At 57.4% G+C, this 14,328-nt stretch carries 16 protein-coding genes and 1 pseudogene; 14 read left to right on the plus strand and 3 right to left on the minus strand.

From position 1 onward, the window contains the following. On the plus strand, window positions 1–1,062 hold the full coding sequence (locus tag NGM06_RS23020) for a metallophosphoesterase family protein (protein ID WP_254270961.1): 1,062 nt from the start codon (window positions 1–3) through the stop codon (window positions 1,060–1,062). A gap of 31 nt (window positions 1,063–1,093) precedes the next feature. Further along, a pseudogene (locus NGM06_RS23025) lies at window positions 1,094–1,312 on the plus strand (hypothetical protein); the annotation flags it as partial. 107 nt (window positions 1,313–1,419) lie between these two features. On the opposite strand, the gene NGM06_RS23030 reads toward NGM06_RS23025, so the two are convergent. After that, the gene (locus NGM06_RS23030; protein WP_254270908.1) at window positions 1,420–2,784 is read right to left on the minus strand and encodes a restriction endonuclease; all 1,365 of its coding nucleotides are present in this window, start codon (window positions 2,782–2,784) and stop codon (window positions 1,420–1,422) included. 123 nt (window positions 2,785–2,907) lie between these two features. Here NGM06_RS23030 and NGM06_RS23035 point away from each other — a divergent pair, with 123 nt between their 5' ends. The 10 genes from NGM06_RS23035 (at window position 2,908) to NGM06_RS23080 (ending at window position 9,939) form a co-directional block, all read left to right on the plus strand. After that, window positions 2,908–3,312 carry a DUF6166 domain-containing protein gene (locus NGM06_RS23035; RefSeq protein ID WP_254270909.1) on the plus strand — a complete coding sequence of 135 codons (405 nt, stop codon included), beginning with the start codon at window positions 2,908–2,910 and terminating at the stop codon, window positions 3,310–3,312. 19 nt (window positions 3,313–3,331) lie between these two features. After that, complete coding sequence (locus tag NGM06_RS23040; RefSeq protein WP_254270910.1) at window positions 3,332–3,610, plus strand: DUF7389 domain-containing protein; 279 nt, start codon at window positions 3,332–3,334, stop codon at window positions 3,608–3,610. A 40-nt stretch (window positions 3,611–3,650) separates the two neighbouring features. Continuing rightward, complete coding sequence (locus NGM06_RS23045) at window positions 3,651–4,310, plus strand: helix-turn-helix domain-containing protein (RefSeq protein ID WP_254270911.1); 660 nt, start codon at window positions 3,651–3,653, stop codon at window positions 4,308–4,310. 87 nt (window positions 4,311–4,397) lie between these two features. Continuing rightward, window positions 4,398–4,619, plus strand: a complete 222-nt coding sequence (locus tag NGM06_RS23050) for a DUF8129 domain-containing protein (protein WP_254270912.1) — start codon at window positions 4,398–4,400, stop codon at window positions 4,617–4,619. Window positions 4,620–4,771: 152 nt separating this feature from the next. After that, on the plus strand, window positions 4,772–6,187 hold the full coding sequence (locus NGM06_RS23055; protein ID WP_254270913.1) for an ATP-binding protein: 1,416 nt from the start codon (window positions 4,772–4,774) through the stop codon (window positions 6,185–6,187). A gap of 82 nt (window positions 6,188–6,269) precedes the next feature. Further along, window positions 6,270–6,689: a hypothetical protein gene (locus tag NGM06_RS23060; RefSeq protein ID WP_254270914.1), complete on the plus strand. Its 420-nt coding sequence runs from the start codon at window positions 6,270–6,272 to the stop codon at window positions 6,687–6,689. Window positions 6,690–6,867: 178 nt separating this feature from the next. Further along, window positions 6,868–7,869 carry a DUF6610 family protein gene (locus NGM06_RS23065; RefSeq protein ID WP_254270915.1) on the plus strand — a complete coding sequence of 334 codons (1,002 nt, stop codon included), beginning with the start codon at window positions 6,868–6,870 and terminating at the stop codon, window positions 7,867–7,869. 82 nt (window positions 7,870–7,951) lie between these two features. Next, entirely contained in the window at window positions 7,952–8,878 is a 927-nt protein-coding gene (locus NGM06_RS23070) for a M78 family metallopeptidase domain-containing protein (protein ID WP_254270916.1), read from the plus strand. A gap of 134 nt (window positions 8,879–9,012) precedes the next feature. Next, window positions 9,013–9,564 (plus strand): hypothetical protein, encoded by a 552-nt coding sequence (locus NGM06_RS23075; protein ID WP_254270917.1) that lies wholly within the window; start codon window positions 9,013–9,015, stop codon window positions 9,562–9,564. Window positions 9,565–9,615: 51 nt separating this feature from the next. Continuing rightward, a complete protein-coding gene (locus NGM06_RS23080) occupies window positions 9,616–9,939 on the plus strand; it encodes a DUF6788 family protein (protein WP_254270918.1) in 324 nt (107 codons plus the stop codon). Window positions 9,940–10,496: 557 nt separating this feature from the next. Here the strand turns inward: NGM06_RS23080 and NGM06_RS23085 are convergent. Both NGM06_RS23085 and NGM06_RS23090 read right to left on the minus strand, forming a co-directional pair. Further along, complete coding sequence (locus NGM06_RS23085) at window positions 10,497–11,765, minus strand: orc1/cdc6 family replication initiation protein (protein WP_254270919.1); 1,269 nt, start codon at window positions 11,763–11,765, stop codon at window positions 10,497–10,499. A 317-nt stretch (window positions 11,766–12,082) separates the two neighbouring features. Next, complete coding sequence (locus tag NGM06_RS23090; RefSeq protein WP_254270920.1) at window positions 12,083–12,403, minus strand: hypothetical protein; 321 nt, start codon at window positions 12,401–12,403, stop codon at window positions 12,083–12,085. A 34-nt stretch (window positions 12,404–12,437) separates the two neighbouring features. Between NGM06_RS23090 and NGM06_RS23095 the strand changes: the two genes are divergently transcribed. Next, window positions 12,438–12,866: a universal stress protein gene (locus tag NGM06_RS23095; protein ID WP_254270921.1), complete on the plus strand. Its 429-nt coding sequence runs from the start codon at window positions 12,438–12,440 to the stop codon at window positions 12,864–12,866. Between the two features lie 309 nt (window positions 12,867–13,175). Continuing rightward, on the plus strand, window positions 13,176–14,318 hold the full coding sequence (locus NGM06_RS23100; RefSeq protein ID WP_379793628.1) for a heavy metal translocating P-type ATPase: 1,143 nt from the start codon (window positions 13,176–13,178) through the stop codon (window positions 14,316–14,318). Window positions 14,319–14,328: the final 10 nt, after the last annotated feature.

Raw genomic sequence — 14,328 nt, forward strand, 5'->3', positions numbered from 1 at the left:
ATGTTTACTCGAGATGATCTCCCTCGTAATGACCGTCTTTCTAATCCTATCACAGTCCTCGTTCGAGCGGTCTCGCCCTCCAGCAGTAACAAACTCGATTTTGAAGTTACAGTCGAGGATGCAGACGGACATACAATCTCTCTTAAAATCTGGTCGACACATTCTCTCTCCCTTTCGCTTACCGAAGGTCACCGGTACGAACTGAAAGACGTGCGAGGAAGGTACTGGTCACAGGGTGGAAGTCGACACTACCAGCTCGACAGTACGAAGGATCTGACAGTAACTGAACTCGGTCCGGCCGATGACACCGCAACGCGACTCTTAATTGTCGGCGACACACACGTCGGTTATCGGCATCGTCGCCGTGATAAGAAAGCAAAAGGTGCTAAAGATCTCGACGCTCGTGATCGCTTCCAAGCGGTAATGGATCAGGCCAAGACCCTAGACGCTGATGCCATTGTCCACGCCGGGGACATTTTCGATCACGTTGCCATCGGGGCAGACCGGTCCTTTGTGATAGACGCTCTCAACTCAGAGCTCAATATTCCGTTCTACTACATCTACGGGAACCACGATGAGCCTGCTAGCCGTCGAACAGTTGATGGAGCAACTAATGATACGTCAGGGATTGAGCGTCTCTCCAACGATGGAGAATCAGTAGGGGAAGCAGGCGTTACGCTATTCGGAATCGATTACAGCCACGATAGCTTCCCGGGCGAGCCGCTCGAAGCCTCGGTTCAATCAGTACTTTCAAACGCGAATGTATTGGTCGTCCACGATACTCCATACCCTGTCCGGAATGAAAACGGGTACCACATACATCAAAAGAGGGGAGCAGATTTTCGGAAGGCTATTGAACAAACCTCCGTTGAAATTGATCTCATCGTCTCCGGACACATGCACGTCGGTCAACAGGGCACGCTTGATGAGTTCCAAACGCCCGTCCTTGTTACCGGAGCACCAGCACCAATCAATAGCGGGAAAGAAGACAACAACCCGTCAACGTGGCTCCTCCGCGTGACTGAGAGCGGCATTGACGACATCACACGACACCCTCTCTGAGGACTGGTTGTTGTTGCGCCGGCGGTGTTTGATGTCGACACGAAGTCCACTAAGATTCGTCCAACGAGTCGACCAGGACGACGAACCAAACGATGCGGACCAGGTCGCACAGGTGTACCGACACTCGGACAGCTACCCGACGAGCGTCCTGCAGGATCTCGTCCAGCTGAAGGAACTGCTCGATGCGACCCGCGCCGAGAGAGGACCGGCCTACACGGCAGCGGCGTTCGTGTTCCTCGACAAGCTCTCGAGGCCCCACCGACGAGGCCTTCGAGCGAGCCACTTGGCAAGTTCCACAGCCCCTAGAGCACGCGCTCGAAGAGCTGGTCGCTAAGCCGGCGTGAGAACGCGACCGGTCTAAATGATGCCGCCGATGACGAGCAGGCCGACGACGAGCAGCAGCGTCGCGACCACGCTCCCTCCAGCGAGTAACTTGTTCTCCATCGCCTTCTCGTGGAGTGGCATTACGGCGTATTCCTCGCGGAACGCCTCGAGGTTCTCCTCGTCGTAGAAGTACTTCGTCTTCAGCGCGAACCGTTCCGTCACCGCACAGCCCGTACAGATCGGCTCACCTTCCAGCCGCTCCGTTTTGATGTGGCTGGAGCAGGCGATGGCCCCGCAGTTCGGACAGTAGGTGTACGTCTCATCGCCGCCGCTCGTGTCACAGTGGACGCACCGATGGATGCCGTCCTCGGCGGTCACTCGTGACGGGCCCGCCGCGTAGTACTCATAGGGATAGGTGTACTCCTGGTGGTCGGTGGTGTGCCGAACCTCGGGAAGGTACACCGGTTCGATCGACTGGACGGAGACGTCCGAGCGGTTCGGCTCGCAGGTCTTGTTGTACGTGACGTTGTTGTCGCCGGTGTAGGTGACCGTCGTCGTGTGGTGCTGCTGGAGCCGCTCGACGGCCCACTCCTTGTACTCGGTCTGCGTCTGGCCGAACCGCCGCTCCTCGACGTCGTCGAACACCTCTCCGAACTGCTCGGCGTCGAGATCGACCGTCGCGTGGAGGTTCTCGGTGACCAGCGTCGCGACGTCCTCGTCGACGACCTGCGGCCGCCCGCGTTCGGCGTGGGCGACGAATCGCGATCGGTCGTTGATCCGGTGGATGACGCCCAACGACGTCTCGAAGACGGCGTTCGTGTCCGCGGTGACCGCGACCACTGGGCGGAACGTCACCGATGAGTGCGGTTCTGGGAGGTCGGTGGTTTCGATGTTCTCGATGTCGCGGAACGCCTCCGTGACTGGCGCGTCGACGTCGACGGCCGGGTCGTACGGGCGTAGGGTCTCGTCGCAGAGAATCTCGATGCGCCCGTTGTAGAGGTCGAGGCCGATCTCGTCGGCGATCTCCCGGAGGTCCTCGCCGTCGAGTAACTCGATGGGATGCGGATCGTCGTTCTGCTGGAGGCGGTCGGCGTACTCCTGGGCAGGATTCGTGAACCGGCCTGTCGTGACTACCATTCCGCGTTTCGGGCCATCGGAGTCGAACGTCGCGATCGCCGAGTGGAGCTTCTGGACGACCGGGCGCCCGACCGTGCCCGTGTGCTTACACTCGACGATGATCGCGCGGCGGGTACCGTCGACAACCTCCTCCATGATGACGTCGCGGCCCTCGTCGGCCGTCCGCTCTGCCTGGCGGACGTTCTCGTAGCCGAGGTTGCGGAACACGTCCTCCATCACGTCCTCGAACTCGAACCCTGAGAGATCGTCCAGTACAGCCATCCCGATATACCTGGACAGTACGTTGCAACTGTCAAATACGTTGCCGAACGCAGCTACGTCCTGTTTTTGAACCCCCCGAGAGGGGTGCGGGGGTGATCGAACGAGCCTCCCGCGAACCAACCTATGAGTGGAATCAGCGACCCACGCTCACACGTACAGTCACGGACCTCGGCTGATCCCAACGTCATCTACGTCGGTTACCGTCGCCGAGGCCGCGCCATCGTCGAGAAGCAATCGGACCAACAACAGCTCACGCCAGAGCGGAGTCTCGAGCTGGCGAATCACAGTCCTTCGGGCTTCGAATGGGGATATGGTGGCAGCGGGCCAGCCCAACTCGCACTCGCCCTCCTGCTCGATTACACTGATGATGAGGAGTTGGCGCTTGCGGAGTACAAGGCGTTCAAGACCGAAGTAGTGAGCCAGCTAGAGTGTACAGGACCTGACGGCTGCTGGCAACTCACCGGACGCGAGATAGATGCAGCCCTTCGTGAGATAGTCGACGAGCCAGTCGCACCGTCCGTCAACTAACGACCACAGAGAGCAATCAATGTCAGAACACACCCAGCAGCCTCGTACGGGCGCAGAATCGTCGCAGAACCGTGAGCGTCAGGCACCAACCGAGTACGTCGAGCGAAGCGATGTCGGCGTCTCACTCACCGTCAAACTTACTCGCGGTACTGGCACCCGCGATCAAGACAAGATCACGGCCAAAGTGAAGGGCAAGACGCTCGAAGACGCCCGCGAGGATATGGAAACCCTCCGCGAGTATATCCACGACCTCGCTGAGGACACTCGCCAGATCCAGCCAGCCGACTCACACGAATAGTACTTCTTTTGACTATTGCACAGAATTGTGTAACCAAAGGATGTACGAGGTGTGCGGTGAGAAGGAACTCAAGGTCATCCTCGCGCTTGACCCGGGCGATTCCATCTCAGGCGTCGCGCGGAAGATCGACGAGAACCGGGAGACGATCCGTCGCGTCGTGAATCGCCTCGAGGAGGCGGGATACGTCGCATACGACGATGGGCTTCATCTCGTCGATCAGACGCTCCGAGACACCGGTCTCGAGTTCCTGACGGCGGTAGCAAACATCTCGCCGCCGTCGATCTCAGAGGCGTACGTCCTCCCGCAGTTCGCGGGGATGGAGTATGCATACACTGGCATCGATGCGGTCTACGTCTGGACCCGCGGTGGCTACCAGGTCGCCCGCGACCCAGCGGACTATCCGCTGTTCATCGCCGTCCACGAGTCCGACCTCGACGACTGGACGGCGTTCTTCGATCGATTCGGGATCCCGACTGCGGAAGAACGCCTTCCCGCTGCCGACCTCGATGGTGCGATACAAGTGGTATTCGAGCCGCGGCCACAGATCGAAGTCGAGATGGTCGACGGACGGCCCGTCATCCCACTCCAAGAAACCGTGGCGTTCGCAAACGAGCACTACGCGCACTTCCAGTCAGCGCTCGATATGCTCGGCCGCATGTACGACAGCGTCGACACTGACGCGAACTACCGTCCAAACTGACTTGGAGTTCTGACAAGGAATTTCTTCGACCGGGAGTGGCCTGGCCGCTGTTTATTGTCGCCTTGAGAGAGCGGAGGCGAACAAAAAATGAGCGACTCGTCAGATCTATCCGTCGAATCAGACGGTCTCACACCGGAACAACGTCTTGAACCGCCAAACACCAGACTCATCAACGCTGGTATCGTGACGATTCACGACATGGAGACGCTCCGAGCCTGCGTCGCCTACGAGAACGCGAATCAGCAGCGCATCCAGATCCTCCGCCGACTTGAACAGCGGGCCAGCGAAATCCGCTCACAGGACGACTAACGGAACATTCGGGGATGTCTGTCGGAGCCTTAGTAGATGAAGGATCGAATGATTGACCCACCGTATTAGGGATTAGAATATTATAGTTCAGACTATTATAGTCTGGTTCCTAACTTCGGAGCACATATGTATCTCCCACAACGACTGGGAGTATGGACCAGTTCGTCAATCGTATCGATGAACTCGATCGGTTGCAGACCCTCTATGAGAGTGGCACTGCAGAACTCGCAATTATCTATGGGCGCCGCCAGATCGGCAAGAGCGAACTCGTCCGCCAATCGATTGCTGACCGCGACGATGCCGTGTACTATCAGGCAGTCCAAGGAACAGCGACGACACAGCTCAGGCGGTTCGTCGAGGCAGCAGCGTCGACCTATCCAGACATCACGGCCGTTAAAGAGGAGTGGGAACCGCTCTTAACGTATCTCACCGACAGAGACGCCGTCATCGTTATCGACGAATTTCCGTACCTCATCGAATCGAACGAGGGACTTCCCTCGGTCATTCAACATCTGTGGGATACCGCTGTCGACGAGAGTCAGGCGACGCTCGTACTCACAGGCTCTGCAATCGGCATGATCCATACCCACGTCCTCGATGGCGGTGCGCCACTCTACGGACGGGTATCCCAGACACCGAATGGCCGCCTCGAACTCACCCAGCTGCCGTTTCGCTCCATCCAAGAGTTCGTGCCGACGTACGATCCCGAAGAACGGGTGTTCGTCTATGGCGTCTTCGGCGGCACACCCCGATATCTCAGCCCGCTCGATCCATCACAGAGCCTCGGAGAGAACATCACGCGGCTGCTGTGCGACCCGGATGGCCCACTCCACGACGAGCCCGAAACCGTCCTCCAGATGGAACTCAACGAGGTGAACACGTATTTTTCGGTTCTGGAGTCGATGGCCAGCGGGAACCGCAGTCGAAACGAGATCGCCCAGGGAGCCGGCATCGAGAGCACCAACACGTCGTACTACTTCGACCGGCTGGAAACCCTCCAGATCATCGAGAAACATCATCCGGCACTCGCCGATCCGGCGCGCAGCAAGCGGACTCGATACAAGATTCGAGATCCCGTATTCCGGTTTTACTTCCGGTATCTCTACGGCCGCGAGGGACAGTACGAACTCTACGGCGAGAACGCCTATGCAGATCTCATCGAACCGGAATTGCCCGACTTCGTCAGCGAAACGTTCGAATCGCTCTGTCACCAGGCAGTGCCGGCGCTCTATGCAGACTACCAGCTCACACAGGTGCCAAGCCAGTGGTGGTACAAGGGCCAGGAAGTAGATGTCGTCGCACCAACTGACGAGTCAACGCTGATCGCTGGCGAAGCGAAATTTACCAACACCCCCCTCGGCTATGACGTGCTCGCGGACCTCGAAGACGACGTGGAGCAAATCGATTGGACACCCACCGGAGGTGGTGAGCCGACGTATGAATTCGCCTTGTTCAGCCGCTCCGGGTTCAAACGCTCCGTCGAGGAAGCTGCAGACGAGCGTGATGATCTCCGGCTATTCGATCTCTCCGATATCGTTGCCATTCTCGAGAGTGGAACCACCCATTAACGCCGGAGGGTAACAGCTGGGGATAGTTTTTCTCCCCCAAAGGGGTGCAGGGGAATCAAACGTACCCCCAGAGGCGAACCAAATGAAAGAAACCAACAAGACGTCAGCGTATCGAATAACGATCACTCTCGATAGCGCCGAGCTCCCCGTCGACGAGCAAGTCCGCAACGCGCTTCTCACCGAGTTCCGTTCACGAGTCGGCCATCTCGTCGAAGGGCTTCGTGGCATCGACGCTAAGCAAGATGACATCGACATCAGTACGGGCTACCGATATGCGCAAGTTCCGGCAACGTGCCCACTCTGTAGCGAGCGACTCGATCTCCAGAGCGTCCATCTCGATACAGAAAACGGAGCCCTGGCTAGCGCGGTGTGTTCGAGTGAGGAGTGTGACTGGAGCGGTGATGCAGTCTATCGGATTATCGACCTCGAGGGCAGCGAAAGCGACGCCTTCGAGAGCAGCGTACTGACCGGGGATATCGCTCCGCGCTACCACCCGTACTGAACTGAGATCTGCGAGGTATCTCTGCTGAGCCGACAACGTAGCAGCCCCCACAGAGAACCAGCCCGATTAACCAACATGACTCATCCAGTAGTAACCAGTGTTGGTTAACGGCTAGCCGCCGGTAGCAGTTTTTCTCCCCCAGGAGGGGGTGCGGGGCGAGTTCCCGCATTGATTCATTATGGCACTCACTGCGAGTACGACCAGCAACGCAGCTAGCGAAATTGCAACTGCTCGGCAGGCTGACCACGTGGCGTTCCTTCATCGAGTCCCGTTCGCATTTGATGCTCTCGGACTCGGTTTTCTCACTGGATTTCGCGAGGACTGTACCTACCAACAGCAGCAGTTCAAAGCGTTAGAGTTGCCTGTCGGGATGCTCGATAACGATTTTCGAAATCCAGACATTGATCGGTACGTCGAGCGCTTTTTCGAGCACGAGCCCCAGGTCGGGGTGATTGGCGATGCCTACGAAGTCGACAAGGTGGACCGATACGTCGCTGCTGCTCGCGAGATCCAAGGAAGCTACCCAGAATCGGACCTCGTCATCGTCCCCAAATGCCGTGGCGCGATTCACGCGATCCCTGATGACCTCGTCGTCGGGTACTCCCGGGGATACGCCGATCGACTCGCTCACGAGTTCTCAGAGCCGAGCGATTGGCGTGGTCGTCGTGTCCACATACTTGGAGGAAGTCCGCCAAAACAACTGGACGTCATTAAGCAGCTCACCCGTCCCACGCTGACTGGAGACCCACCCGCAGATATCGTCGGTCTCGACTGGAATGGTCTTCACCGTGGCGCACAGTTCGGCGAGTTCTGGACAGCTAGTGGGTGGGACGACAGTGGTCGCGACGCCGAGCACATGACGATCCGAAAAACCGTTCGGTGCAGTCTCGCGAAGGTTCGAGAATTCTGGCAGGCACGAGGCGTATGGCCCGAATCGACAACGAAGGAAGACAGCATCGAGTTCGAGTATCGCGGCCCGTCACCGAGTGATATCGAAGGTGCAGCGTGTACTGAGTGCGATGTGAACGTTTGGACGACTGAACGAGGTCCCTTCGTAGCAGAGTACGATACGGGAGAGATCTGTGGGTACTGTAGCTACGACTGCTACTTCACGCATCGGCAGCAGAACCAGCTCGAAGAGCTAGCCGGCGAAGAAAGCGTCTACTTCCCGCCAGCCTGAGCAGCGCGCTGTTTTTTGCGCCCCGAAGGGGTGCGGCGCGATCTGAATCGGCGCAGTTGCGATAATTCAAGTTCTGAAAACCATGGCTACGAGTAGTGATTCGTCGGTCTCATTCGAGGAGACCGATACCCGACACGACGAGATGCACAGTACTATCGAAGAGTGGATCGACGACCTCGTCGACCGCGTCGACGATGCCCAAGCAAGTGAGGAGTTCCAGGAGTGGTTAGACGTCCAGAGTCGCTTCCACGACTATTCGCACCGAAATACGCTCCTGATCAAGTTCCAGTATCCAGAGGCAACGAAAGTCGCAGGCTACAACACGTGGCGAAACGACTTCGATCGGCACGTCCAGGAAGGCGAACAGGCCATCTGGATCTGGGCGCCGATCATCACCAAGCGATGTCCCGAATGTGAGAATTCGCCCAGCTACCACGAGAAAATCGGTTGTGGGTACGACGAGACGTCGGCGGATGAGTGGTCGAATGGCCTCGTCGGGTTCAAACCAACACCAGTCTTCGACGTCTCCCAGACGGAGGGAGAGCCGCTCCCCGAACTGGAGACGGCAGCAATGGGCGACGCCGACGACCTGGTGCCAGCGCTCAAAGGAGCAGCTGATGAACTCGGTGTGACGGTACGCATTGTCGATGCTGACGACTGGGACTATGGCGACGCGAAGGGAGTCTGTAAGTACCGGAGCCTACACGACCTCCAGCCAGTCGTCGAAGCGATAGCCCGATCGAACCAGGCAGATCTCGCTGTCACGCTGATCCATGAGTACGCCCACGCGTTGCTCCACTTCGATATCGAGGATGAACCCGAACGGGCAAAGCGCGAGGTCGAAGCAGAAGCCGTCGCGTACATTGTCGGTCGGTATTTCGGACTCGACACGAGCGGATCTGCGTTCTATCTCGCTGCGTGGCAGGGCGATGACTCAGAAGCAATTCAAGAGCGCCTCGGTCGAATCAGTTCGACTGCTCAGGAGATCATTGGGTCACTCGTGGAGTAACGATTCAGACAACTTCTGGAACTCGTAACAGTCGAAACTAATCGAGTGAAGTTCCGGGTGCGTTGAAAACGGTTTTTCACGCCGTCGAAGGGCGACGGCGTGCGCGAACTCGTCACGTCGATTCAGCCGAAATCATGACCGAACGAACTGACGACGTCGAGACACGGAGCGAAGATGAAACAGAACACGAAGAGCGGGTGTACTCTCCTGATGGTGGAGTTGTAGCATCGACTCCTGCAGCTTCGCCACCTACTGAAGCGATCCAACAACCCACCATTGGCGAAGACCCGTCTCAGGAGGAGCTCGAGCCTCGCACAAAGCGAGCTCGAAACGAAGAGATGGACGTCTCGCTACTCCAGAAGGGAGGAATCTACGAGGTGCAATCGTCGTCCGGGAACATCTACGAGGTCGACGTCGCGAGTGAGACGTGTACGTGTCCAGATTTCAAAAAGCGGAATCCAAGCGGTGGGTGTAAGCATCTACGGCGAGCCGATCTCGAAATTCGGGGAGGGAACGCCCCTCGTCCAGATGGCCGTCTCCCGGAAACGACGGACGTGGTCAAACAACTTGCAACGGAGATTCGCGAGCTGGACCAAGAGATCGAAGAACGCGAGGACCGTCGGCAGAAACTCGAAGCCACGGTGGCGGTTATCGAGGAAGTCTCGTTGAGTAGACGAGAAAATTAACCAACAATTCTAAGATATTGCCCAACAACGTTGGTTAACAGAACCTGTCCAATGTCCTATTCTCCACCAGACCCACCTCGAGAAGTCCCAGCAGACATCGCTTCAAAACTCGATGAACAATCCCCGGAGGTACTCCGACAAATCGCTCGATTCGCCGAGGAGCTTGCTGAACATCGCGAGCGGGAGGCACGACTAGCTGAAAACGAGGAGGATAAGGAGGTCGAAGAGCGACCAGAGGACCTTCCCGATGACGTTCCGGCGAAGGCGACGATCACAATCAAGGAGATCAACGACAACCGCTACTACTACTGGCAGTGGCGGGAAGGAGATTCGGTGACGTCGAAGTACAAAGGGCCGGTGAATCCCGACGAGTAGACGAGATTGAATGTAGCCTGAAGTTTGTTACAGCGCGATTCCTAGCGTAGCAGATGACACCCCCCAGAGTGTGAATGGGGTCGGTTCACCCACACCCCTCAGTGTGAATGAGCTATCAACCGCCCCTCTCTAACGAGACTTCACGCCGAGAGAAGGCAGAGGAACACGTGGATAGATTACGCCTCGTCTACCCCCACACCCCTCAGTGTGAATGGACCACCACCCAGGGTACCGCGATTAAGAAGTCCTTAACAACAGAAGCCCTCACGCCGTAGGGAGGGTTCTCGCCTCAGTGTCGAAGCTTCGGCACAAAGCCTCGCCTTTCAGAATACGCCTACTCGGAGGACTGTTTAGACTGTAGTATAATAAAGATAACTAAAACTGGGGTGCGGTGTCGTAGCGGACCGGGTCAGCTACCATGGCAGAACGTGTAAGCCGCTCTCCGTGCCGTAATAGGTTCTTCAGACGAACGAGACAGCTTCTACAGCTCGAGTCCAGCTCTGTCTCTACAACCGTCGTAGCCTATGGGGGACCATTCACACCGAGGGGTGGGGGTGTCACCATCCCATCAACGTCTGGAGTTCCGGCGTTGAGTTGATCAGTCCAGTTCGCGTACTCTCAACGTCTCCTTGGAGCGAATACGACCTGAACTTCCCCTGATCTCCGCCTTCCTTCTTTTTCGATTCGAGAACTCCTGTCGTCACGTGCTTGTTCAGAAGCTCAAGCGCACGATTGTACCCCTTGGGCTCGACTTCGACATCCCGTGCTACTGTTTGGTAGACCTCGTGAATCTCTGACGTCCGGAACCATTCTTTCTCCGGGTTATTCCGGTCAAGACGTGTGAGAGCAAACAGGAGTAATTTACCGGACAACGGAGTCCCTTTCACCATCTCCATAAAGAGCTCAACTTCAACGAGTTCGTCAGCTTCGAAAACGTGCTCCGCTGTCACGACGTCGTCGCCTTCTTCGTCAGCGATCTCGCCTGCATTCCGGAACAATCGGACTGCGCGTCGAGCGTCACCGTGTTCTTCAGCTGCGAGTTCAGCTGTTGTTGGAATCACTTCGTCATCGAGGACACCGTCGTAAAATGCGTCTCGTCGATTTTCGAGGATTGCGATAAGCTGATCTTCTTCGTACGGTGTGAACGTTCGGTGTTCTGGCTGGAGAGTCGATTGAACCCGTGACTCGATTTCTCCTTTGAATTCGATGTCGTTCGAAATTCCGATTGTAACGACTGGGAAGTCAACGTCGTCTTTTGACTGTGCCCGTGAAAGCGTGTAGAGTACTTCGTTGACTTCTCCATGCTTGTCGATCTCATCGATAATGACGACGAGACCGCCAGAGAACTCCCTCTGAACAACGGGCCACAACTTCTGATCCCGATAATGTTCTGCTGAGAGGCCCTGATAGGGGACGTCGAGCGGGTTTTCTGCTTTCGCGTTCACCTGCTCTGCGATCTTTCGGAAGGTGGAGGTATACGTGGAGATGGGATCCGGATTAATGTACGCAGTAACGATCGGGGACTCCGTTCCTTCAGTTGCTGCCTCGAGTCGCTCACAGACGTGTCTGGCAACTAGTGTCTTCCCCGTCCCGGTTTCACCCCACTCCAGGACGTTATCCGGGACGCTATTTGTCCGCATTTTCCGGAGATTCTTCGCCAAGAACGTGATGTGGCCGTCCCGACCGACGATCCGATTGGCGTCAGGAACGTTATCGATCTCGAGCAACCACGGTTTCTCAAAAATGTCCGATCCGTCTTCGCCATCCCCCTCATTGACATTTAAGATCTCGTCGACGGTTGTTTGCGTGGAATCGTTGTTTGGCATGGACGGACCAATTCGTCCCATTCACATATAGGTTGCCCACCCTCGGTGTGATTGATTTCCTCCCCATTCACACTCTGGGGGGTGCTCCGTTTCAGTAAGACCCCCCGGAGTGTGAATGGGATTAACCCTATCGCCCACCTCCGTTTCAGCAAGACCCCCCCAGAGTGTGAATGGGATTGACCCTGTCGCCCACTTGTGATTCTGCTCGCTTCCGGGCTAAAGTGTATGTGTCCTCGATGCCAGCGGGTCTTCAGTTTCGGTCCCGGACCTCTAGGACGCTCCACAGACTCCGCCCTGCGAGACAGCCTCCCTCACCATTATGCAAACGTTGGATAGCTCCGTCCGTTCTGCTGGACGTAGGCCTCCTCGACGGTGTCGTCGATCTCCGTCTTGGTGAGGACGTTCCGCATTTCGGTCTGCTGGAACAACCGGCGGACCTGGCTGAACCGATAGTCGGCGTAGAAGCTCAGGTCGAAGATCAGGGCACGGGCTGTGTCCTCACGCGTCTCGTACGAGCGCGTCGACGACTCCCAGTCACCCTTCACGATCGGCATGATCCGGGCGCTGTTCGCGGCCGTCTGGAGCATCGTCCACATCTGGTTGTCACTGAGTGGTTGTTCGAATCGGGGCGTCGGCACTACACTCTTCTCAGCTCCTCTCGAACTCGAATGTATGCCTGGTAACGTTCTCGTCGCTTTGGACGGCTCCCCGCTCGCCGAGCGTGCGCTCACGTACGCACTCGAGACCTTCCCGGACGCCGCCCTCACCACGATTTACGTCATCAACCCGATTGACTCGGTGATCGACGTGGAGGCTGGCGGCTTGCCAGTCGCAGAGGACTGGTACGATACCGCCCAAGAACGGGCGACCGAAATTCACACGACAGCGACGGATCTCGCGGCAGAACACGATGTTGCCCTCAAAAACGTTACAGAGGTGGGTAAACCCGCGCGTGAGATCCTCGAATACGCTGACAGCCACGGCATCGATCAGATCGTTCTGGGGAGCCACGGCCGGTCAGGTATTGACCGGGCGCTGCTTGGAAGTGTTGCCGAAACAGTCACCCGCCGAGCACGGATTCCGGTGACAATCATTGGATGATTTCTCCGACTAGCGTATCGATACCAAGGAACTCTCCGAGGCCCCGGACTCTGTATGTTGTCGGACAAATACTCATTGGTGTACCTAAAACGTGAAATCAAAACAAGCCATAGGTGCCGAGAAAGTGGCTATTACTGAATCACAATCTCTCTCGACGTGTTCGATCAAAATCGAACGACGAGGGGGTCGGGGCGACGCGGGAGCACGGGCACTCGAACAACATTTCAAGCGTCTCACCGGCGCCCACGATGTCGACGTCTCATTCCTCTCATTGTCGTCGCTGCTCTCCTTGTCGGTGCTCTCCGACTGGTGCGCGCCAGGAATCCGGCTGCTGCATTGCTGGGCGTGTTGGGTGTCTTGTTGGTTGCGTCTCCGTGGGCTCTCGGCCTTGCGACGCCACTTTCTGTCGCCACGACCATCGAGGAGGCGATGCGACGGGGTATCGTCATCTTCGATGAAACGATCTTCGAACGGTTACGGGAGATAGACGTCGTCGTGTTCGACAAGACTGGTACCCTGACGACCGGCCAGATGAGCGTGATCGACGCGGATGCGCCGGCTGACTTGTTAGCGGCCGCGGCAGCACTGGAGCGTCGGGCGTCACATCCGGCTGCGGAGGCAATCGCGGCTGAATTCGCTCCCGTGGACGGGGTTGACGATTCGACGTTGCCCGATGGTGGGCTCGCTGATGAATCGAACCAGGAACACGGTGGCCACATACAGGACTTCAGCAGCCATTCAATGGGTGTCGAAGGCGTCGTTGCTGATACGAAGGTTCTCGTCGGGCATCCGGATCTCTTCGAACGACGGGGCTGGACCGTGCGTAATGACCTTCTGACTCAAGTCACAGACGCACGCAGCTTCGGCCGGCTTCCGGTACTCGTCGGACGGGACGGTCGAGCGGAGGGGCTTGTTATCGTCGGTGACGAACCCCGAGAACGGTGGGACGACACCGTCACCCAGTTGAGTGAACAGGGTATCGATATCGTCGTCCTGACTGGCGACGACGAGGACGCTGCCGAGTTCTTCAGCCAGCATCCACACGTCGATCACGTGTTTGCGGACGTTCCTCCTGCGGGGAAGACGGCGACGGTTCGCCGGTTACAAGCGGACCACTACGTCACGATGGTCGGGGATGGAACGAACGATGCCCCCGCACTCGCGCAAGCAGATCTCGGTATTTCACTCGGTAGTGGGACGGCGATCGCATCTGATGCAGCCGATCTTGCAATCGTCGATGATGATCTCGAGTCCGTCGAAACGGCGTTCGACCTTGCGCGTGCGGCTCGGCGTCGGGTGAGGCAAAACACTGTCCTGGCACTCCTCTATAATGCGATTTCGATTCCGTTAGCAGCTATCGGGCTCTTCAACCCGCTCCTCGCGATGGCGGCGGTAGTCACCAGTAGCGGGCTTCTCGCAATGAATTCGTTCCGAGAGCTACTTGATAAGTGACTCCGTTCCC

It is taken from the genome of Halorussus aquaticus (genome assembly GCF_024218795.1).
Taxonomy (GTDB): Archaea; Halobacteriota; Halobacteria; order Halobacteriales; family Haladaptataceae; genus Halorussus; species Halorussus aquaticus.